Below are 19,514 nucleotides of genomic sequence, written 5' to 3'. Positions count from 1 at the left end.
CCGCTTGCGGGGGAGGGCCGGGGTGGGGGTGTCACCGCGAGTCGCATTGTGGAGAGAGCCCCCACCCGGAACGCATCTGGCATGCGTTCCGACCTCCCCCGCAAGCGGGAGAGGCGAAGCGAATCTGCGGACAGGCCGATCCTATTCGGTCTTGTCGACGTTCCAGAACACCGGCGGCGCCGGACCGTCCAGCACGCCGCTCAGCGATTTGCGCCAGGCGCTCGGCATCCGGAACTGGCCGAGCGGGATATAGATCACCTGCTCATAGGCCTCCGTCTGGATGTCGACTGCGAGCTGCTTCTGTGCTTCAGGGGCGGTCGCGCGCGCGAAGGCGTCGCGCATCTGCTCGATCTTGGCGTTCTCCGGCCAGCCGAACCAGGCGCGCTTGCCGTTCGCGGCGATCTGGTTGTTGACGATCGGGTTCATCGTTTCGGTGGCGCCCGTGAAGGTGAAGAACATGTTCCAGCCGCCTTCCTTCGGCGGCTTCTGGCTGGCGCGCCGGCTGACCACGGTCTGCCAGTCCGTCACCTGCGCGTCGACATTGAAGCCGGCCGCGCGCAACAGCTGCGCCGCGACGGTCGGCGGTCCCTTCAGGGTCTGCACGTCGCCGGGGATCATGATCACGACCGGCGTGCCGTCATAGCCCGAGGCGGCCAGCGCCTTTTTGGCTTCGGCCATGCCGTTGCCCTTGATCAGGGTCTCCGCGCCGGCGTCGCTGGCGAGCGGCGTGTCGCAGGCAAAAAAGGCGCCGCAGATCTCGTAATATTTGGAATTGCCGACCGTGGCGTCGAGCACGTCCTTCTGGTTCATCGCCAGGAACGCGGCGCGGCGGATCTTGGGGTTGTCGAACGGCGGGTGCAGGAAATTCATCCGGCCTTCGATCTGGAAGCCGAACTTGTTCAGCACGGCCACGGTCAGATCGGGATTGGTCTCGAGCACCGGCACCATGTCGATCGACGGTTGCTCCAGGAAATCGATGTCGCCGGATTGCAGCGCGTTGATCGCGGTCTGCGCGTCGGGCATCGTGAGCCATTCGACGCGATCGACCTTCGCCACCTTGCCGCCGGAGGTCCATTCCGGTTTCTCCTTGCGCGGCACGTAATCGGCGTTGCGCTCGTAGACCGCCTTGACGCCCGGCTGGAATTCGGCGGTCAAGAACTTGAACGGGCCGGAGCCGATCTGTTCGGCGATCTGCTTGCCCGGCTGCGTTTCGGCGAGCCGCTTCGGCATCATGAAGGCGACATAGGAGGAGGGCTTTGCGATGCTCTCCAGCACCAGGCCATAGGGCTCCTTCAATTTGAGCACGATGGTCCCGGGTCCGGCGGCCTCGAGCGCCGCCGTGAAGTCCATCAGCTTCTGTCCCGTGCCGTCATTGGTGGCCCAGCGCTTCAGCGAGGCGATGCAGTCCTCCGCCGTGACAGGCGCGCCGTCATGCCATTTCAGTCCGTCGCGCAAGGTGAAGGTGTAGGTGAGCTTGTCGTCGGAGATCGTCCACTCCGCCATCTGCGGCCGGACCTTGAAGCTTGCATCGATGCCGAGCAGCGTGTCGTAGACCATGTAGCCATGGTCGCGGGTGATGTAGGCGGTGGTGAAACCGGGATCGATGATGCGCAAATCCGAATGCATCACCGCGGTGATGGTCTTGCCCTTGGCCGCGGCGATCGCGCGCGACGGGAGGATGGCCGGGACCGCGATCGCCGGCGGCACGCTGGCCGCGAGCTTGAGGAGCGTTCTGCGCGAAACATCGACCATTCGCCGTCTCCCGATTTGTCGTTGCGCCGGCACGCATGCCACAGCGACCGGCATGCTTCACCAATCCGCTGCTCAACGCAAGCAAGCCCCATGCCGCCGGTCTCGGATGCGCACAAGCCGGATTCCGGCGCCGGATTCGCGCGGGCTCTGGACGTGAACGTTCCATGACCGCCGCCGTGGCGCGGGCTGCGCCGGGGCCGCGCAAGCGCGCATCCTGCATAGGAGCCTGCGCTTTCCACCGCACCTCGACGGCTGTTCGGAGCGTGCTCTGCCGTGTAGGCTTGCGTCCTGCCGGCCAGCAATAAGGCCATATCCCGCAAAGGGAACAAGCAGCCGAGGGAGTCAAGAAGAGCCACATGACCGATATCCGATACGTAGCACCGCGCTCGCTTGATGAAGCGATTGGCGCATTCGCTGCCGCCGGGAGTGCCGCCCGCATTATGGCAGGGGGTACCGACTTATTGGTGCAAATGCGCGCCGGCCTGGTGCGGCCGGGATTGATCGTCGACATCAAGAAGATCGGCGAGATGACCGAGATTACCGAGGCCGCCGACGGCGGTTTCCGCGTGGGTGCTGCCGTCTCAGGCATGGAGCTCGCCGAGCACGCACGCTTCGGCAAGGTCTGGCCCGGCGTGCTCGAGGCCATCAACCTGATCGGCTCCAAGCAGGTGCAGGGCCGGGCATCCGCCGGCGGCAATCTCTGCAACGGCTCGCCGGCCGGCGACAGCGTGCCGGCGATGATCGCGGCGGGCGCAATCGTCACGGTGCAGGGCCCGAGCGGCCGCCGCGAGATCAAGGTCGAGGACGTGCCGGCCGGGCCGGGACGGACCAACCTCAAGCCGGGCGAGATCCTCGTCAGTTTTGCGCTGCCGCCGCGGCCCGCGGGCTCCGGCGATGCTTACTTGCGGATGATCCCGCGCACCGAGATGGACATCGCCGTCGTCGGCATCGGCGTCAGCCTGACCTTGAAGGACGGCGTCTGCACCGCGGCCCGCATCGGCCTCGGCGCAGTGGCGCCGACCGTGCTGCTGGTCGCGCCGGCGGCAAAGGCGCTTGTTGGCTCGAAACTCGACGCTACAGCGCTGGAGGCCGCCGCCGCTGCCTGCCGCGCCACCTGCCGTCCGATCGACGACAAGCGCGGCACCATCGCTTACCGCATCAAAACCGCCGGCGTGCTGCTCAAGCGCACCGCCGCGATCGCCGCCCAGCGCGCCGGAGGACACTAGCACCATGGCGAAACTGCACGTCACCACCTCGGTCAACGGCGAGCCGGTCGAATTCCTGTGCGAGCCCTATGAGACCATGCTCGACGCCTTGCGCGGGCAATTGGCGCTCACCGGCTCCAAGGAGGGCTGCGCTTCCGGCGATTGCGGCGCCTGCTCGATCACGCTCGACGGCCGCCTGATCTGCTCCTGCCTGATGCTCGCGGCCGAGGCCGAGGGGCATGAGATCCGGACCATCGAGGGCATGGCCAGGGGCGGCGAGCTGCATCCCCTGCAGCAGAAATTCCTCGAACATGCCGCGCTCCAGTGCGGCATCTGCACTTCGGGGATGCTGGTCGCCTCCGAGGCGCTGCTCGCCAAGAACTCAAATCCGACCGAAGAGGAAGTCCGTTTCTGGCTCGCCGGCAATCTCTGCCGCTGCACCGGTTACGACAAGATCGTCCGCGCGGTGATGGAGACCGCGGCTGAAATGCGGGAGACTGCTCGATGAACGTCGTCAACAACAAATGGATCGGCCAGCGCACCATCAGGCCCGATGGCGTCGACAAGGTGACGGGCCGCGCGGCGTTTGCCGCCGACACCACCATGCCCGGCATGATCTGGGGCAAGGTGTTGCGCAGCCCGCATCCGCATGCCCGGATCAGGTCGATCAACACCGCCAAGGCGGAGGCGCTACCCGGCGTCAAGGCGGTCGTGACCTCGCGCGACATCGTCGACTTCACGATCGAGAAGGGCGCCGTGATGCTCGGCATCCAGGACATGCGCTGGATGTGCCGCAACGTGATGGCGCGCGACAAGGCGCTGTTTCCCGGCCATCCCGTCGCCGCTGTCGCCGCGACCACGGAAGCGATCGCAGCCGAAGCCTGCCAGCTGATCGAGGTCGATTACGAGGTGTTGCCCTGGGCGATCGAGATCGACGACGCGATGAAGCCTGATGCGCCGATCTTGCACGAGTTCAACAAATTCGACGGCAAGCCCTCGAACATCATGGGCCGGATCGAGTCCAAGAAGGGCGATATCGCGCAAGGCTTCAAGGACGCCGATGTCGTGATCGAGCGCTCCTTCACCACCCGCCCGGTGCACCAGGGCTATATCGAGCCGCATGCCTGCCTGATCTCGGTTGCGGCCGACGGCAAGACCACGATCTGGTCGTCGAGCCAGGGCCAGTTCATGGTGCGCGCGATGACCTCGATGCTGACGGGCATCCCGCAAAGCGACATCCGCGCCATCCCCGCCGAGATCGGCGGCGGCTTCGGCGGCAAGACCATCGTCTATCTCGAGCCGCTCGCGACCTTGCTCGCCAGGAAGTCCGGCCGCCCGGTCAAGATGGTGATGACCCGCGAGGAGGTGATGCGCGCGACCGGGCCGACCTCGGGCTCCAAGAGCACGGTGAAGATCGGCGCGAAGAAGGACGGCACCATCGTCGCCGCCCACGGCACCTTCTATCTGCAGGCCGGCGCCTTTCCGGGTTCGCCGATCCGCGGCGCGGTCGGTTGCAGCTTTGCGCCCTACGACATTCCGCATGTGCTGTCGGAAGGCTTCGACGTCTGCTCCAACCGTTCCAAGGTCGCGGCCTATCGCGCGCCCGGCGCGCCGATCGGCGCCTATGCGGTGGAATGCGTGCTCGACGAGCTCGCCGATAGCCTCAAGATCGATCCGCTGGAGTTGCGGCTGAAGAACGCGGCCAAGGAAGGCACCAAGGCGGCGCACGGCCCGGTGTTCCCGCGCATCGGCTATATCGAGACGCTGGAAGCTGCCAGGAACCATCCGCATTACGCCGCGCCGCTCGGCAAATATCAGGGCAGGGGCGTGGCCTCCGGCTTCTGGTTCAACGCCGGCGGTGAATCCTCCGCGCAGGTCAACATCACCGAGGACGGCAACGTCGTCGTCACCACCGGTCACCCCGATATCGGCGGCTCGCGCGCCGGCATCGCCAACATCTGCGCCGAGCTGCTCGGCATCGACTACAAGCGCATCTCCGTCATCATCGGCGACACCCAGACGGTCGGCTTCTCCAACCTCACCGGCGGCAGCCGCGTGCTGTTCGCCTCCGCAATGGTGGTGACGCAGGCGGCCGACAAGGTGATCGCGACCTTGCGTGAGCGCGCGGCGAAGATCTGGGAGATCGACCCCGAAGCCGTGAAGTGGGAGAACGGCGCCGCGCATCCGGTCAGCCCGAATGCCGGCCAGTTCGAGCCGCTGACGCTCGCCGACCTTGCCGAGAAGGCGCCGTCGCAGGGCGGCCCGATCGGCGCCAGCGTGCAGCTCAACACCCAGGGCGCGGAGGGCGGCTTCGGCACGCATATTTGCGACGTCGAGGTCGATGTCGATCTCGGCATCGTCAGGGTGATCCGCTACACCGCCGTGCAGGATGTCGGCCGCGCCGTGCATCCGAGCTATGTCGAGGGCCAGCTTCAGGGCGGGGTCGCGCAGGGCATCGGCTGGGCGCTCAACGAGGAGTACATCTACAACAAGGACGGCAAGGTCGATAATCCGGGCTTCCTCGATTATCGCATGCCGGTCTGTTCCGACCTGCCGATGCTCGATTGCGCGCTGGTCGAGGTGCCGAACCCGAAGCACCCGCAGGGCATCAAGGGCGTCGGCGAAGTGCCGCTGGTGCCGGTGATGGCCGCGGTGGCGAATGCCGTGCACGACGCGCTCGGCAAACGCTTCTACAGCCTGCCGATGTCGCCGCCGAAGGTGTCAGAGGCGCTGGATGCACCGACGCAGCTGGCCGCGGAGTAGGAGTTTTCGACGACGTGGCCCGGATGGGCAATGGGTATCCGGGCGACGTAGTCACGCCTAGCGCGGCAATCATGAGGGGACTTGTGCGTTATTAGTTTGAATTGAGCAACTTTTGATTGCATACTCCGTTCTCTTTTTATGAGAAGGGGGCATTTATGGCTTCGTTTTTTGAGATGATCGCCAAGGTGCTGGATCGGGCTTACGAAGAATTAGAATCTGCCGACAAGGACAAGCTGATTAGCGATAGGTTGGACGAGTTGTCAGATCACTATGCGAATGTGCTGACGAACGGAGGCCCAGCCTCGCTACCGTGCGCTAGAGGGGGTGGCAATCGAACTACGAAGTATAGTCCGCTCGGTTGTGAGCCCGCTGATGAGAAGTATGGAGGGTGAGCTTACTCAACGTGTTGTTACACGACGAGTGCTTCGGCGAGACGGTCTTGCAGCTTCAGGTCGAACGGAGCGAACAATCGAAGACATTCTTGTCGCACGTGAAATGATGCGGATAGATCTTGGTCTGGACGTAGTGATTGCTCAACCAAAAGAATAGACCTCTGATTGAGTCACTGCTCACCGCAACTCCATCCCCAACTGCCGGAACACCGTCTCGCAGGTCATCAGATCCAGATGCCCGCCGCCGGCATTCTTGAAGAAGGTGATGTCGTCGGCTGACAGCCGGCCTTTGACCGCACCGCCGGCGAGGTCGTAGTGGTCGCCGAGCACGTCGCTCTCCTTGATCGCGCCGCTTTCGATCGGTTGCAGGATGTCGCCGACGCCGTCGAAGGCGGATTCGCGGCGGTCGACGAAGATGCGCGCGCGCCGCGCCGCCTCGTCGTCGGACTCGCGGGTGTCAGGCGTGAAGCCGCCGACCAGATCGAGATGGGTGCCGGGCCGCAGGTTCGCGCCCTTGACCAGCGGCTCGCGCGCGCGAGTGCAGGTGGTGATGATGTCGGCCGCGCGGGTCGCGGCGTCGAGATCGGTGACGGCCTCGGCGGCGATGCCGTCGCCTTCGAGCAGCGTCGCGAGCTCCTGGGCGCGCGCGACCGTCCGGTTCCAGATCCGCACCCGCCGCAGCGATGGCCGCACCGTGCGGTGGCCGCGCACCAGCCAGTGCGCCATCTCGCCGGCGCCGACCACCAGCAGCGTCTCGGCATCGGGCCGGGCGAGGTGTTTGGCGCCGAGCGCAGAATCCGCGGCGGTCTTCCAATGGGTGATCTCGGCGGCGTCCATCACCGCGAGCGGCCGCCCGTCATTGCCGTCGAACAGCACGCAGACCGCCTGCACGGCCGGCAGCTTGCCGTGCGCGAGATTGCCCGGAAAGCTGGTGTACAGCTTGGTCATCATGAAGCGGCCGGCATCGACCGCGCTGCGGGTGACGAGCTGCTGGCCCTTGTCGTCGCCGAGATAGCCGTCCTTTACCGCGATCTTCGGTCGCCGGTGCGCGGCCTCGATCGCCTCGATCAGGATCGGAAAGGTCAGGACGCGGTTGACCTCGTTATCGTCGACAATATGCACGTGTTGCTCTCCCAGGGCGCCGTTGCGCTCCTCCCAGGCGCGCCCGGCGCGCCAAAAACCGGTCCGGACTGGATAGCGCGTGGGCAAGGTTAGTCAACAAGGCCAGTCAACCGGACATGCGCCGCCGCCCGTCACTTGCTATCCTGCTGACTGATTCTCTCGCAGGTCTTTGCAAGCCGTGGTTGCAGTCGTCGTCGCTATCCTGATTTTCATGCTGTTGAGCGGCGCCGCGCTTGGGACCATGGCGATCCATGCCCGGCTCAAGGACCATCACCGCAGCGACGAGACCAACACCTCGGTGCGGCTGGTCGCGACGCTGTTCGTCACCATGCCGTCGCTGCTGCTTGGGCTGATGATGAACAGCGCCGCCAACACCTATGTTGCCGTTGACCGCAACCTGCACGTGTTCGCCACCGACATCATCCTGCTCGACCGCGGCCTGCGGCCGCTCGGCCCCAGTGCCGACGAGCCGCGCCGGCGGCTGCTCGCCTATGTCGAGCAGGTGCTCAGGGACGTGCCGATCTCGCGGGCGAACGAGGTGTCCGAACATCTGCTCGACGAGGTCGGCACCAGCCTCCGCGAGCTGCGGTTCGACGACGAGCAGAAGGTCGCGCTGTGGAACGACGCGCGGTCGGTGTATCGGCAGGCGGTGCAGCAGCGCTGGACCTTCGTCGAGCAGTCCGACAGCTCGTTTCCGTCGCCGCTGATCTGCATCCTGGTCGCCTGGCTGACACTGATGTTCGCGACGCTCGGCTTCCGCGCGCCGCGCAACGCGGTGGTGATCGCGACCTACATCGCCGCCGCGGCGCTGATCTCGGCCGCGATCTACCTGATCCTTGAAATGAGCACGCCGTTCTCCGGCCCGATCCAGCTCTCCGACCGCCCGCTGGTGCGCGCCGCCGAGGAGATCAGGCGGTAGAGCGTTTTCGAGCGAAGTGGATACCGGTTCGCGTGAAGAAAACGCGTCAAACAGGAAGTTAGCGGTATCGGCACGCGCTCTCGGCTTTATTCCCCTTACGTCCGTCGCTCGGCCCAAAATTCTTCGCGCGGCGCCAACGGAATATGGTGCGGCGTCGGGCGTCCTTATGCATGCAAGCCATTTGCATTCGAAAAGGAGACATCATGAAGACATCGATCTCGCTGGCGCTCGCCACCGCCGTTTCGTTCGCACTCGCGTCTGCGGCCTTTGCCGCGCCGCCGACCAAGACCGGCACCACCGCGAAGGGCTCGGTCCTGACCGATACCAAGGGGATGACGCTCTACACCTTCGACAAGGATTCCGAAGGCAAGTCGGCCTGCAACGGCCCGTGTGCGACGAACTGGCCGGTGCTGAAGGCTGAGGCCAGTGACAAGGCCGAAGGCGGCTACACCATCATCTCGCGTGACGACGGCTCCAAGCAGTGGGCCTACAAGGGCAAGCCGCTCTATACTTTCGCCAAGGACCAGAAGGCCGGCGACATCACCGGCGACGGCTTTCTCAACGGCGCCTGGCACCTCGCGCAGCCGTGAGGATTTTGCAGGTTCGAAGGGCGGGTTAGCGCAAGCGTAACCCGCCATCGCTCGGCGCATTCAATTCGCGGGCGCGGATTGTCGCAGCAGCAGCACGATCGGCATGATCGCGATCAGCAGGATCCCGAGCATCCAGAAGCAGTCATTGTAGGTCATGACCAAGGCCTGCTTCTCGATCAGTTGCGACAACTGCGAGATCGCGCAATCGGGCCGTCGCGGCATCGATCCCCTGGGCCAGGCCGTCGGCCGCCAGCCGCGCCTGTCCGAGCAGGGAATTGGCCGTGACGGATTCGCGAATGGTGTCGGAGTGCACGGCGGTCCGCACGTCGATGAACAATCCGCTGAGCGCGAGCCCGATCGAGCCGCCGAGGTTGCGCGCCATGCTGTAGATGCCGGCACCGTCGGCGGCGTTCTCGCGTCCGATCGCCGCCATCGCGACCTGATTGAGGGGCATGACCGCCAGGATCTGACCGATCCCGCGCATGATCTGCGAGAGCGTGAAGTCGCCGCCAGCGCTGTCGGGGCTGAGGTGAACGTCGACGAAGCAACTCGCGGCGAAGAATGCCAGCCCAAGCGCGGTCATCAGGCGCGCATCGAGCCGTCCGACGATACGCGGCAGGACCGGCATCAGGAGCATGAGGGGAAGGGCCGACAGGGCCATGATGTTGCCGGCCTGCCGCGGGTTGTACCCGGAGATGCCGCTCAGGAACTGCGGCACGACATAGGTTGTGCCGTAGACACCGGCGCCGATCACCAGCGTGATCAGGCTCGTGCTTGCAAATGTCTTGTTGCGCAACAGCGTCAGGTTGATCACCGGCTTTGCGCTGGTCTTCTGCGCGATGAAGAGTGCGGCAAATCCGGACAGCGAAGCCAGGCAGAGATAGACGATCTCCGAGGACTCGAACCAGCGTTCGCGCTGGCCTTCTTCCAGCACGACCGTCAGGCAGCCGAAGGCGATCGCCATGCCGACGATGCCAAGCCAGTCCGCCTTCGCCAACTGGTTGAGGTCGGGCTTCTGCGCGGGGAGGCCGAGGCTGAGCAGGGTGACCAGCGCGATGCCGACCGGCAGGTTGAGGAAGAAGCACCAGCGCCAGCTGACTTCCTCGGCAAGATAGCCGCCGATCACCGGCCCCAGCACGGGCCCGAGCACCACGATGATCCCGAAGATGCTCATGCCGATCGGCATCTGGCGCAGCGGCAGCCGGGTTCGGATGATGACCTGCGCCGTCGGAATCAGCGCGCCGCCGAAGAAGCCTTGCCCGACGCGGCCGATGATCATCTCCGCCAGACCGTGCGACACCCCGCACAGCATCGAGAACAGAACGAAGGCGCATGTCGTGATGATCAGGAGCTGACGCAGCCCCAGCATCCTGGTCAGCCAGGCCGTGAGCGGGATCATGATGACTTCGGCGACGAGATAGCCGGTGCCGATCCAGGTGCCTTCGGTGCCGCTTGCGCCGACCTCGCCCTGGATCTGGGGCAGCGCTGTGTTGGTGATCGAGGTGTCGAGCGTCGCCATGAACGCGCCGAGCGCGCCGGCGAGCACCGCGACCCAATCGACGAGGCTGGCGGACTCCGCCGGCGCGTCAGTCCCGCCGGTGCCGGCCGCGGCCGACCCGCTCACGAGGCGCCTCCGCCGGAGTGCACCGCTCCCGGCTTGGTGTTGACGGAGACTTCGATCGACAGGCCGGGGACAAAGGCCGGTGCCGCCGCGCGGGGGGCATCGACGCGGATCCGCACCGGCACACGCTGGACGATCTTGGTGAAGTTGCCGGTGGCGTTCTCCGGCGGCAGCAGCGCAAACCGGGCACCGGTGCCGGGCGCGAAGCTGTCCACCGTTCCGGTCAAGGGCAGGTTCGGATAGGCATCGACGCTGATCTCGGCCGGCTGGCCGGGGCGCATGTTCTCGACCTGGGTCTCCTTGAAGTTGGCGACCAGGTAGATCTGCCCGGTCGGCACCACCGTCAGCAATCGTGTCCCGGGTTGGGCGAACTGGCCGAGTTGCACGGTGCGATCGCCGACCCTGCCGGCGATCGGGCTGCGTACCACCGTATCGCTCAGATCGATCTCGGCCTGGGCCAGGTTCTCCTTCGCCGCGGCCAGTTGCGCGTCAGCTTGCGCCAATTGCGCCTTCAGCGTTGCGACCTTCTGGCGCGCGGCATCGAGGATGGCTTGCTTCAGCGTGACGGTGGAACGCGCCTGCGCCAACGTGCTTTCGGTTTGATCGTTCTTCTGTTGGGTCCCGAATCCGCGCGCGGCGAGCGATGACGACCGCTCGAACTCCTTTTCGGCGAGACTCGAATTGACCCGTGCGGTCTCGACGTCGGCTTGCGCCTGCGCGATCACGGCGTCCTGCTCGCGGAGATCGGCTGCGCCTTTGGCAATGTCGGCCTGGCGCGCCTCCACGGTTGCCAGGGACTGTCGAACGGTCATCTCGTAGCGGCGAGGGTCGATCTTCACGAGCGGCTGTCCGACGGCGACGTCCTCGTTGTCCTTCACATAGATTTCCGAGACCTGGCCGGCGACACGCGGCGCCATCGCCACCTGATCGGCCCGCAGATAGGCGTTGTTGGTGCTCTCGATGTAGCGCCCGACCGCATACCATTGCCGGGCGTAGATGCCGCCGCAGGTAATTACCAGAAAAGCGATGATTCCCAACAGGATACGCGCCCGGCTGCGCTTCTTCGCAGGGGTCGTTGGGGCCACCTGTTGCCCGGCTTCGGGGACGTCGCCGACCTTCTTCAGGGCTGTGATGCTGCTCATGGCAGGCCGCTCTCCGGAGATTTATTCCACTTGCATAAATTATTCCGATTGGAATATTTATGTCAACTGGAATAATTCATGAGCCGTGCTATGGATGAGTGCGGAGGATTGAATGTGGTTCTGAGACGGCGGAAAACGGAGAGCGGATATCCGCGTGGCGAGGAGACCCGGGCGCGGATCATCCGGGCGGCCTTGGCCTTGTTCGGGGAACGCGGCTTCGACGGCGTCTCCACCCGGGACATCGCAGCGCAGGCCGGCGTTCCGGCACCGTCGTTGCAGTATTATTTCGAGAACAAGGAAGGGCTCTACACCGCCTGCATCGAGGACATTCAGCTATCCGCGAACGCCGCCGTTGGCCCGGCGCTGGAAGTCGTCGAAGCGCTGCTGCATGACAAGGCGAGCGCCACTGCGATCATCGATGCCTATTGTTCCAGCCTCGACGGTCTTGCCGATTTCCTGTTCGCCTCACCGGATGCGAAGAGCCGCGCGCTCTTCATCGCACGCCGGGTCATGCCGATGAAGGCCACCATGATGCGCTCCGATCTTTCCAAGGGATCGGGCTCGCGGCTGCATGATTGCTGTAGCAGGGCTATCGCGCATATTTCCGGCGGCGCGGTGAGCGAGGACGATGCCAAGATGATGGCCGTCGCCATCAACGGCCAACTGCTCACGTTCCATTTCGCGCGGGATCATCTCAAGCACCTGTTGGGCTACGACGAGATCACGCCGGAACGGCTCGCGGATCTCAAGGCGATGGTGCGCAAGCAAACGACCCTGCTGCTGAAGGCCTGCAAGCGATAGCCGGTGCTGCGATCTGAACCGAAGAGGGCGCCTACGTCCTGCTCTTCAGCGCCATGCCCATGCTGATCCAGCTGACGCCGGCGCAGATCAGATCGACGCTGAGGAAGATGCCGAGCACGTAGAGGCTCGACACCGGCCAGCGCGCCAGGATCATGACGCCGAGCACCAGCGTGATCAGGCCGGAGATCGCGACCATGCCCCACGGCGCCGCCGAGTTCATGCCGAAGGCGAGGAAGATGCGGACGATGCCGGAGACGACCAGGGCGATGCCAAGGAACAGCGTCAGCGTCGCCGCGGCGAGCAGGGGATTCTCGAAGGTGATGAAGCCCGCCACGACATAGAGCGCGCCGAGCAGCAGCCAGAACAGGAACTTGCCCCACGACTTGAACTGGAACGCGTTGACGATCTCGGCGGCGCCCGCCACGATCATCATGGCGCCGACGAACAGCACGCTGACGACGGTGGCGAACAACACGCTGCCGAAGGCGAGCACGCCCGCGATCAGATAGATCACGCCGAGGGCGACGATCCAGCCCCACTTCGCGCGAAGGTTGGCAAGCCCGGATCCGAGGCTGTGAGGAGGTGTAGCGGGTGAGCTGGACGCGCTGGACATCGTATCGCTCCCGAATGCTGAACCAAAACCATGCTACCATAGGTGAAGGCACGGACAAGGTCGGGTGCCGGGGTGGCACGAAATGCATGCTTGGTGGCACCAACGGCGCCCGGAGACGTTGATTCAAATCAATCGATGTGTTGCCGCGCAGCATTCGTCCCGCCCGGCGGCAGCCGGTCCGCATCGGACAACGGACTGTCCGGATCGGAGAACATATTGTCCGGATCGCGCATCCACCCAAGGAGGTCGACATGCCCACCACGCACGACACGGATCACACCTACAAAATCCTGGAACTGGTCGGATCATCGGACAAGAGCATCGAGGCCGCGATCGAGAACGCCGTCACCCGAGCATCCAAGACGATCCGCGAAATGAAATGGTTCGAGGTGGTGCAGACGCGCGGCCATATCGAAGACAACAAGGTCCGGCACTACCAGGTGACCTTGCGGGTCGGCTTCACGCTGGAATAGGGCGCCCAGACGAGCTTGCTGCGCGGCCTCTCGGCTCACAACGGCCGTCTCTGGAATACTGGATCACCTGCATGCGCGGGTGATGACACCGAACAAGCTGTTTACCCATCACCTCCGCGACAGCGGTGCTGGCGGGGGCGGGGCGGTGGCGCCGGCGGCAAGCGAGCGCTGCACCATCACGGTGTCGGACCAGCGGCCGTAGCGATAGGCGACACCCGGCAAGTGTCCGACGCGGACGAAGCCGAAGCGGTCGTGCAGCGCGAGCGATGCAGAATTGTCAGAGTCGATATAGCCGATCATCTGGCGGAAGCCGGCCGCCGCGCAGGTGTCGACCAACTCCTGCAGCAGCCGCCCGCCGACGCCCTTGCCGGTGAATCGATGATGCACATAGATCGAATGCTTCACCGTGTAGCGATAGGCCGGGCGTTTGCGGAACTGCACGACATAGGCGTAGCCGACCACCTCGCCGTCGCACAGCGCGACCAGATGCGGCAGGCGGGTGTTGCGCAGATTCTTGCGGCGGTCGCGCAGATCGTCGGGCTCGGGCGTGCCGCTATCGTCGACGCTCTCGTCGATGCCGTGGCGGATATGGTGCCGGTAGATCGACAGCATCGCGTCGACGTCGCTGTCGCGCGAGGCACGGACGGTGATCTTGTGATCATTCTCCATTGCGTTGCGTCCGTTCGCCTATTCGGACACGACATAGGTGTAGAAGCGGACGCGGCCGGAATCGTCGATTTCCTTGTAGATGCCCTGCACCTCGACCTCGAAGCCCGGAAACGCGTTGAAGCTCGCCTCGAACATCTTGAGGTAATCGATCATCGGCTTGCTGCGTTCCGACAGCCGCTCGCCGGGCACGATGGTGGCAATGCCGGGCGGATAGACCACGAACGGCGTCGCGGCGATGCGGCCGAAGATCTGGTCGATCGGCAGATAGTCGACGTCGTTGCGGATCAGATATTGCGCCGCCTCGCGCGGCGACATCGCGATCTCGGGGAGATGTTCGGGCAGGAATTGCTTGGCCTGCAGCGTGCTGACTCCCCCGTCGCGGAAGAAACGGTGCATGTCTCCGCAGAGGTCGCGCAACCGCACCCCGGTGTAGCGTTGCGGGCGGCGACGGAAGAATTCAGGGATGACGTCCTCGACGAGCGCGTTGTCGTCATGCAGCTTCTTGAAGGCGACGAGCCCCGACACCAGCGTGCCGGCCTTGCTGGCCTCGACGCCGGGCGTCAGCAGGAAGAGCAGCGAGTTGAGGTCATTCTTCTCGGCGACGATGCGGTTCTCGCGCAGATATTGCGCCACCACGGGGGCGGGGATGCCGTGGTCGGCATAGGCACCGGTGGCATGGTCAAAGCCGGGCGTCAGCAATGTGAGCTTGTTCGGATCGGTCATGGCAAAGCCCTCCGTCAGCTCGGGGAAGCCGTGCCACGCCTCGCCAGGGTTGAGCTGCCAGTAGGACGGATTGGTCGCAAGCTGATCGGTCGAGATGGTCTCCCAGGCGACATTGTGCACGCCGTTCTCGCGCGCGACGTCGGGGATCATGACGCGATCGGGCACGAAAGGTTCGAAGAACCAGCGCCGCTCCGCGCGCGTCTCCTTCTCCTCGAACTCGCGCTTGACGGCACGGATCTTCTTGCGCAGCTCGATGCCGAGCCGGATCGTATCGTCCCACAGCACTTCACCGGAGCGCCCCTTCATCATCTGCGCGCCGACGTCGAGCGAGGCGAAGATGGGGTAAAACGGCGAGGTCGAGGCGTGCTGCATGAAGCTTTCGTTGAAGCGGCGGTGCTCGACCCGGCGCTTTTGGCCCTTGATGTGGCGGTCGCGGATGTGGATCTGCGAGGCTTGCGAGAAGCTCGCGAGCTGCTTGTGGGTCGATTGGGTGGCGATGATGCCGGGCGCCTCGGGGCCGAGATCGGACAGCCCCATCGCGAAGCGCCCGGAATAGATCGGGTGGAATTTCATGAAGCCGGCCCAGGCCTCGTCGAACAGGATGTAGTCGCAGAGATGGCCGATCCGCTTCAGGATCATCTCGGCCGAGTGGATGGTGCCGTCATAGGTGCACTGCTCGACCACGGCGACGCGGAACGGACGTTCCTTCTTCCAGGCGTTCTCGTCCTTGACCAGCGGGTGCTTGCGGATGTGGTCGCGCAAGCTGCCCTCGTCGAGCAGGTCCCAGCGCATCGGGCCGATCAGGCCCCAGGCGTTGCGCACGGTGGGCACATAGACCGGGATGCCGCCGCCGATCAAAAGCGCGCCGTGATGCGCGGCCTTGTGGTTGTTACGGTCGAACAGCACGAGGTCGCCATCGGTGACCAGCGATCCGAGCGCGACCTTGTTGGAGGTCGAGGTGCCGTTGAGCACGAAATAGGTCTTCTCGGCGCCAAAAATCCGCGCCGCCTCCTTCTGCGCCTTCAGCGCCGGCCCCTCATGGGTGAGCAGGTCGCCGAGGTCGAGCACGGAATTGTCGAGATCGTCGCGAAACACGGCTTCGCCGAGATGTTCGACGAACACCCGGCCGATCGGGCTGCGGCTGTAGAACACGCCGCCATTATGGCCCGGGCAGGTCCAGAGCTGGTTGCCTTCCTCGGCATAGTCGACCAGGGCGCCAAAGAACGGCGTCTTCAGGTTCTCGGCATACTGCTTGAGCCTGGAGATCAGGTTCTTGGCGATGAAGGGCGGGGTTTCCTCGGACAGGAACACGTAGCCGTCGATGAAATCGAGCACCTCGACCGGCAGGTCCTCGAACCGCTTGCGGCGGATCAACAGGATGATCGGGAAGTCGAGGCCGCGCCGGCGCATCAGGTTGATCAGCCCCGCGGTCTTGCCTTCAAGGCCCTTCTTGCCCCAGTCGACCACCATGCAGCCGATCGCGGCATCGGTCTGCACCGCAATCTCGGCGTCTTCCAGCTTGCGGGCGCGGACCACCTCGAAGCCGGAGCGCTCGATCTCGGCGATGATCTGGTTGAAGCGGATGCCCTCGAGGTCGTCGGCCTCGAACACCGGCGCGGCGAACAGGAAGTTGAAGCGTTTGAAATAGTCCATGCGTGTCCCCGAACTGGTCCGGCTGAACCTGTCGGCACAATTCATGACAATCAGATGACAATGGGCGGGATGGCTCCGGCGCAGCGAAGAATCCGCATGTTATCCCGCCACCGGCACCAGGCCGTAGCGCAGCATCGTTTCCTTCATCTTCGCCGGATCGGGTGCGCCGCCGGCCATCAGCGCGGCCATCTCTTTGAAATATTGCGGGCCCAGCGCACCGGGGCTCAGCAGGCACAGACAGGTCGCCGGACCGTTCGAGCGGTTGGTGAAACCGTGCACGATGCCGCGCTTGATGAACGCGGTCTCGCCGGGAGCGAGGTCGATGTCCTTGCCGTCGACCCGCCAGGTCGAGACCCCGGACAGGCCGTAGATCGTCTCGTCCCAGCTCTCGTGATAATGCGGGATCGGCATTCGCGCATTCGGCGCCAGCGTCATCTCGAACAGGTCGATGCTGCCGCCGGTCGTGTCCCTGCTCTCCAGGAATTTGAGCTGCAGCGGCCCAAAATCGATCATCTCGGCCATGGAGGTCTCGCGCTTGGTTGGCGGCCGACGTTAGCGCATGGCACGCGGCGCGGCGAATCGCGCTGGGCGGACGTGCTATCGTCTCGGATACTCAAGCTGCATGGCGACGACGTCCGCCGTGCTCCGGCCATAGCGCGTCTCGATCCCCGCCAGCGCCTGGTCGAGCGCCTGCGCCGGCGGCGTCGCGCCGACCGCGGGCAGCAGGCGATCCGCAGGCCAACTGCCCGCCACGGCTTGCGGATAGATGCGCAGTCCGTTGCGCGTCGTCACCGCGTCGCCAGTCGCGGCGAACGTCGCAGCGTGGGAGCGGTAGGTTCGCGACCAGCTGTCTCCGACCAGCGCCAGCGAGACTTCGTCGACACCAGGGACAAGTGCGAGGCCGAGCTGCTCCCGGTTCCAGAACGCCAACGTGTTCTGGATCGCAGTCAAGGCGAAGGGGCGGGTGAACTTGAAGGCATTGCTGTCATGCCGCGCGTCCCAGCTGGGCAGGCCGATCTCGCGGGCGACAGCCTCGGCCTTGCCACGGCCGGCGATCGTCTCGATCAGGGTCAGCGACATCGGCATCGAGGCCGAAATGCCGGTTGTCGTCGCGACGCCGCGGTCGACCACGATGCGGCGGTCGGCGACATATTGGATCGCGGGATGATTGGCGCGCCAGTCCTTCAGATAGAACCAGTGCGTGGTGGCGCGCCGGCCGTCCAGCAGGCCGGTCGAGGCGACCACCTTGCCGCCGGCGCAGACGCCGACGATCACGGCTCCTTGCTCCGCCTGATGCCGGATCCATTGCATGACGGCCGGATCGTCGTCGCGGCTCATCGCCGGCACGATGACGTATCGGCGCCGTCGGGATGCGCCGCGTCGAATGCGGCAATCGTCGCATCAGGCTCGACCTTCAGCACCGGGAACAGCGTGACTGGCCCGGGCCCCGTCGCCAGCGTGACGACGTCGGCAACATCGGCGCGCCTAAGGATGCCGTAGGGCATCAGATAGTCGGTGGTCTCGGTCATGTCGTTGATGCCGATGATGGCAATCAACGGTCGGGTTCGCTTCGGCGGCTTCAGCGCCGCGAGCATCGCATCGCGCTCCTCATTCGCGATCGCAGGCGGAACCCGGAACGCCGATGCGGCGGGCAGGCTGAGCAGCCAGATGCCGACGATGATTGGAACCAGCGCAGCGACGGCGATGCCGCTCCACGCGAGAAGCCGCCAGGTCATGATGATCGATCTCGTCGTATCCGCTTGCGTCGCCCGGCACGCAAACTATCGGCGGATCACGTCGATCAAAACGGCGAAATTCCCGCAAAAACGGACATGCGGACTGCGCGGCTCAAAGGCGTAGATGGGGTAACGGGCCGGCCGCCCGCTCGCTACGGCGCGATTTGGAAGCGCGCTCGCGAGCGGCCTGTTGGTTGGAAGGCGGTCGTCCCTCAAACTGATGGTGTCAACGGAGTCGGGCAAGCCCGCTCCAAGCATCATTAAGGGACGACCATGTACCACTATGCAGGAATCGACGTGTCTTTGGAATGCTCGAGCGTCTGCCTTGTCGATGGGACGGGTAAGATTTTGCGCGAGGCGAAGGTTGCGAGCGAGCCGGAGGCCCTGATCGGCTGGTTCCGGTCGCTGGGGTTGGTGCTGGAACGGATCGGGCTGGAGGCTGGTCCGCTGTCGCAATGGCTCTACGCAGCGATGCGGGATGCGGGCCTGGCAGTCGAACTGTTGGAGACGCGGCACGTCCGCGATGCCTTCAAGGCGATGCCGGTGAAGTCGGACCGCAACGATGCCCGCGGGATCGCGCAACTGATGCGGCTGGGCTGGTTCCGGCCGGTGCACTGCAAGTCGATCGAAGCGCAGGAGACGCGGGCGGTTCTGACGGCACGCAAGCTGCTGCAGTCGAAGCTGCGCGACATCGAGAACAGCCTGCGCGGCGTGCTCCGCGGCTTCGGTCTGAAGGTCGGCCCGACCACCGAGCGCACGTTCGCCGAACGCATCCGGGAGCTCGTAGCGGGCCATCCTGGACTTGAGGTGGTGGCCCAGGCACTGCTCGAAGCCCACGCCGTGCTGCGGCGCGAGTTCAATGGCCTGGATAAGCACACCCAAAGGCTCGCCAGGTCGCACCCGCAGGCGAAGCTCTTGATGACGACACCGTCCGTCGGCCCGATCGTGGCGCTCACCTATGCCTCGGCGATCGACGACCCGAAGCGCTTCCGGTCATCGAAGGCGACGGGAGCGCATTTCGGCCTCACCCCGAAGAAGTACCAATCGGGCGAAACCGACTATACCGGCCGCATCAGCAAGATCGGCGATGCCTCCGTGCGCGAGGCGCTCTATCAGGCGGCTCATGTCATGCTGACCAAGCCGGTCAGGAACTGCTCGGCGCTGAAGGGCTGGGCGATGCGGATCGCCCGGCGCGCAGGCATGCGCAAGGCCAAGGTGGCGCTTGCACGCAAGCTCGCCGTGATCCTGCATCGCATGCTCGCCGACGCCAAACCGTTCAACCCGATGGCCAAGGCCTCGGCAACCTAAGCAAGGAGCAGCAATCGGCTCTGGGCGGGCCA

At 65.0% G+C, this 19,514-nt stretch carries 16 protein-coding genes and 1 pseudogene; 8 read left to right on the top strand and 9 right to left on the bottom strand.

The annotated features are described in order from the left end of the window. Positions 1 to 141: 141 nt before the first annotated feature. Positions 142 to 1,752, bottom strand: a complete 1,611-nt coding sequence (locus HAP48_RS45335; protein ID WP_166206563.1) for an ABC transporter substrate-binding protein — start codon at positions 1,750 to 1,752, stop codon at positions 142 to 144. Between the two features lie 365 nt (positions 1,753 to 2,117). Between HAP48_RS45335 and HAP48_RS45330 the strand changes: the two genes are divergently transcribed. From HAP48_RS45330 to HAP48_RS45320, 3 genes are read left to right on the top strand one after another with little or no spacing between them, the layout of a single operon-like run. Then, positions 2,118 to 2,978, top strand: a complete 861-nt coding sequence (locus HAP48_RS45330) for an FAD binding domain-containing protein (protein WP_166215768.1) — start codon at positions 2,118 to 2,120, stop codon at positions 2,976 to 2,978. Between the two features lie 4 nt (positions 2,979 to 2,982). Beyond that, positions 2,983 to 3,465 (top strand): (2Fe-2S)-binding protein, encoded by a 483-nt coding sequence (locus tag HAP48_RS45325; RefSeq protein ID WP_166206560.1) that lies wholly within the window; start codon positions 2,983 to 2,985, stop codon positions 3,463 to 3,465. After that, on the top strand, positions 3,462 to 5,720 hold the full coding sequence (locus HAP48_RS45320) for a xanthine dehydrogenase family protein molybdopterin-binding subunit (RefSeq protein ID WP_166206557.1): 2,259 nt from the start codon (positions 3,462 to 3,464) through the stop codon (positions 5,718 to 5,720). Before HAP48_RS45325 ends, HAP48_RS45320 begins: the two co-directional genes overlap by 4 nt. Positions 5,721 to 6,289: 569 nt before the next feature. Here the strand turns inward: HAP48_RS45320 and HAP48_RS45315 are convergent. Next, positions 6,290 to 7,234 (bottom strand): ornithine cyclodeaminase family protein, encoded by a 945-nt coding sequence (locus HAP48_RS45315; protein ID WP_166206554.1) that lies wholly within the window; start codon positions 7,232 to 7,234, stop codon positions 6,290 to 6,292. A gap of 178 nt (positions 7,235 to 7,412) precedes the next feature. Between HAP48_RS45315 and HAP48_RS45310 the strand changes: the two genes are divergently transcribed. Further along, positions 7,413 to 8,153 (top strand): bestrophin-like domain, encoded by a 741-nt coding sequence (locus HAP48_RS45310; protein WP_175612277.1) that lies wholly within the window; start codon positions 7,413 to 7,415, stop codon positions 8,151 to 8,153. A 203-nt stretch (positions 8,154 to 8,356) separates the two neighbouring features. Beyond that, positions 8,357 to 8,743: a COG4315 family predicted lipoprotein gene (locus HAP48_RS45305; RefSeq protein ID WP_175612276.1), complete on the top strand. Its 387-nt coding sequence runs from the start codon at positions 8,357 to 8,359 to the stop codon at positions 8,741 to 8,743. Between the two features lie 142 nt (positions 8,744 to 8,885). On the opposite strand, the gene HAP48_RS45300 is transcribed toward HAP48_RS45305, so the two are convergent. Then, entirely contained in the window at positions 8,886 to 10,367 is a 1,482-nt protein-coding gene (locus tag HAP48_RS45300) for a DHA2 family efflux MFS transporter permease subunit (protein ID WP_224496849.1), read from the bottom strand. Then, a complete protein-coding gene (locus tag HAP48_RS45295) occupies positions 10,364 to 11,506 on the bottom strand; it encodes an HlyD family secretion protein (RefSeq protein ID WP_166206551.1) in 1,143 nt (380 codons plus the stop codon). The genes HAP48_RS45300 and HAP48_RS45295 overlap by 4 nt, the downstream gene beginning before the upstream one ends. A 114-nt stretch (positions 11,507 to 11,620) precedes the next feature. Between HAP48_RS45295 and HAP48_RS45290 the strand changes: the two genes are divergently transcribed. After that, the gene (locus HAP48_RS45290) at positions 11,621 to 12,307 is read left to right on the top strand and encodes a CerR family C-terminal domain-containing protein (RefSeq protein WP_224496848.1); all 687 of its coding nucleotides are present in this window, start codon (positions 11,621 to 11,623) and stop codon (positions 12,305 to 12,307) included. A 31-nt stretch (positions 12,308 to 12,338) separates the two neighbouring features. On the opposite strand, the gene HAP48_RS45285 is transcribed toward HAP48_RS45290, so the two are convergent. After that, positions 12,339 to 12,920: an HdeD family acid-resistance protein gene (locus HAP48_RS45285; protein ID WP_166206548.1), complete on the bottom strand. Its 582-nt coding sequence runs from the start codon at positions 12,918 to 12,920 to the stop codon at positions 12,339 to 12,341. Positions 12,921 to 13,171: 251 nt separating this feature from the next. Here HAP48_RS45285 and HAP48_RS45280 point away from each other — a divergent pair, with 251 nt between their 5' ends. After that, the gene (locus HAP48_RS45280) at positions 13,172 to 13,393 is read left to right on the top strand and encodes a dodecin (protein ID WP_166206545.1); all 222 of its coding nucleotides are present in this window, start codon (positions 13,172 to 13,174) and stop codon (positions 13,391 to 13,393) included. Positions 13,394 to 13,501: 108 nt separating this feature from the next. On the opposite strand, the gene HAP48_RS45275 is transcribed toward HAP48_RS45280, so the two are convergent. From HAP48_RS45275 to HAP48_RS45260, 4 genes and pseudogenes are all read right to left on the bottom strand, one after another. After that, on the bottom strand, positions 13,502 to 14,062 hold the full coding sequence (locus HAP48_RS45275; RefSeq protein ID WP_166206542.1) for a GNAT family N-acetyltransferase: 561 nt from the start codon (positions 14,060 to 14,062) through the stop codon (positions 13,502 to 13,504). 18 nt (positions 14,063 to 14,080) lie between these two features. Beyond that, positions 14,081 to 16,438, bottom strand: coding sequence for an Orn/Lys/Arg family decarboxylase (locus tag HAP48_RS45270; protein WP_166206539.1), 2,358 nt, complete (start codon positions 16,436 to 16,438; stop codon positions 14,081 to 14,083). A 99-nt stretch (positions 16,439 to 16,537) separates the two neighbouring features. After that, positions 16,538 to 16,960, bottom strand: coding sequence for a cupin domain-containing protein (locus HAP48_RS45265; RefSeq protein ID WP_166206536.1), 423 nt, complete (start codon positions 16,958 to 16,960; stop codon positions 16,538 to 16,540). A gap of 75 nt (positions 16,961 to 17,035) precedes the next feature. Further along, positions 17,036 to 18,174 (bottom strand): annotated as a pseudogene (locus tag HAP48_RS45260) (DJ-1/PfpI family protein). A gap of 273 nt (positions 18,175 to 18,447) precedes the next feature. Here HAP48_RS45260 and HAP48_RS45255 point away from each other — a divergent pair. Then, on the top strand, positions 18,448 to 19,482 hold the full coding sequence (locus HAP48_RS45255) for an IS110 family RNA-guided transposase (RefSeq protein WP_166203463.1): 1,035 nt from the start codon (positions 18,448 to 18,450) through the stop codon (positions 19,480 to 19,482). Positions 19,483 to 19,514 lie beyond the last annotated feature (32 nt).

Source organism: Bradyrhizobium septentrionale (genome assembly GCF_011516645.4).
In the GTDB taxonomy this organism is placed as follows: domain Bacteria; phylum Pseudomonadota; class Alphaproteobacteria; order Rhizobiales; family Xanthobacteraceae; genus Bradyrhizobium; species Bradyrhizobium septentrionale.
This window is presented reverse-complemented; position numbering and strand designations above follow the sequence as displayed.

Bases quoted from the DNA above. Each gene is read 5' to 3' on its own strand.
- HAP48_RS45295 (WP_166206551.1), bottom strand. From the start codon at position 11,506: ATGAGCAGCATCACAGCCCTGAAGAAGGTCGGCGACGTCCCCGAAGCC.
- HAP48_RS45275 (WP_166206542.1), bottom strand. From the start codon at position 14,062: ATGGAGAATGATCACAAGATCACCGTCCGTGCCTCGCGCGACAGCGAC.
- HAP48_RS45270 (WP_166206539.1), bottom strand. From the start codon at position 16,438: ATGGACTATTTCAAACGCTTCAACTTCCTGTTCGCCGCGCCGGTGTTC.
- HAP48_RS45320 (WP_166206557.1), top strand. From the start codon at position 3,462: ATGAACGTCGTCAACAACAAATGGATCGGCCAGCGCACCATCAGGCCC.
- HAP48_RS45265 (WP_166206536.1), bottom strand. From the start codon at position 16,960: ATGGCCGAGATGATCGATTTTGGGCCGCTGCAGCTCAAATTCCTGGAG.
- HAP48_RS45335 (WP_166206563.1), bottom strand. From the start codon at position 1,752: ATGGTCGATGTTTCGCGCAGAACGCTCCTCAAGCTCGCGGCCAGCGTG.
- HAP48_RS45285 (WP_166206548.1), bottom strand. From the start codon at position 12,920: ATGTCCAGCGCGTCCAGCTCACCCGCTACACCTCCTCACAGCCTCGGA.
- HAP48_RS45255 (WP_166203463.1), top strand. From the start codon at position 18,448: ATGTACCACTATGCAGGAATCGACGTGTCTTTGGAATGCTCGAGCGTC.
- HAP48_RS45280 (WP_166206545.1), top strand. From the start codon at position 13,172: ATGCCCACCACGCACGACACGGATCACACCTACAAAATCCTGGAACTG.
- HAP48_RS45305 (WP_175612276.1), top strand. From the start codon at position 8,357: ATGAAGACATCGATCTCGCTGGCGCTCGCCACCGCCGTTTCGTTCGCA.
- HAP48_RS45325 (WP_166206560.1), top strand. From the start codon at position 2,983: ATGGCGAAACTGCACGTCACCACCTCGGTCAACGGCGAGCCGGTCGAA.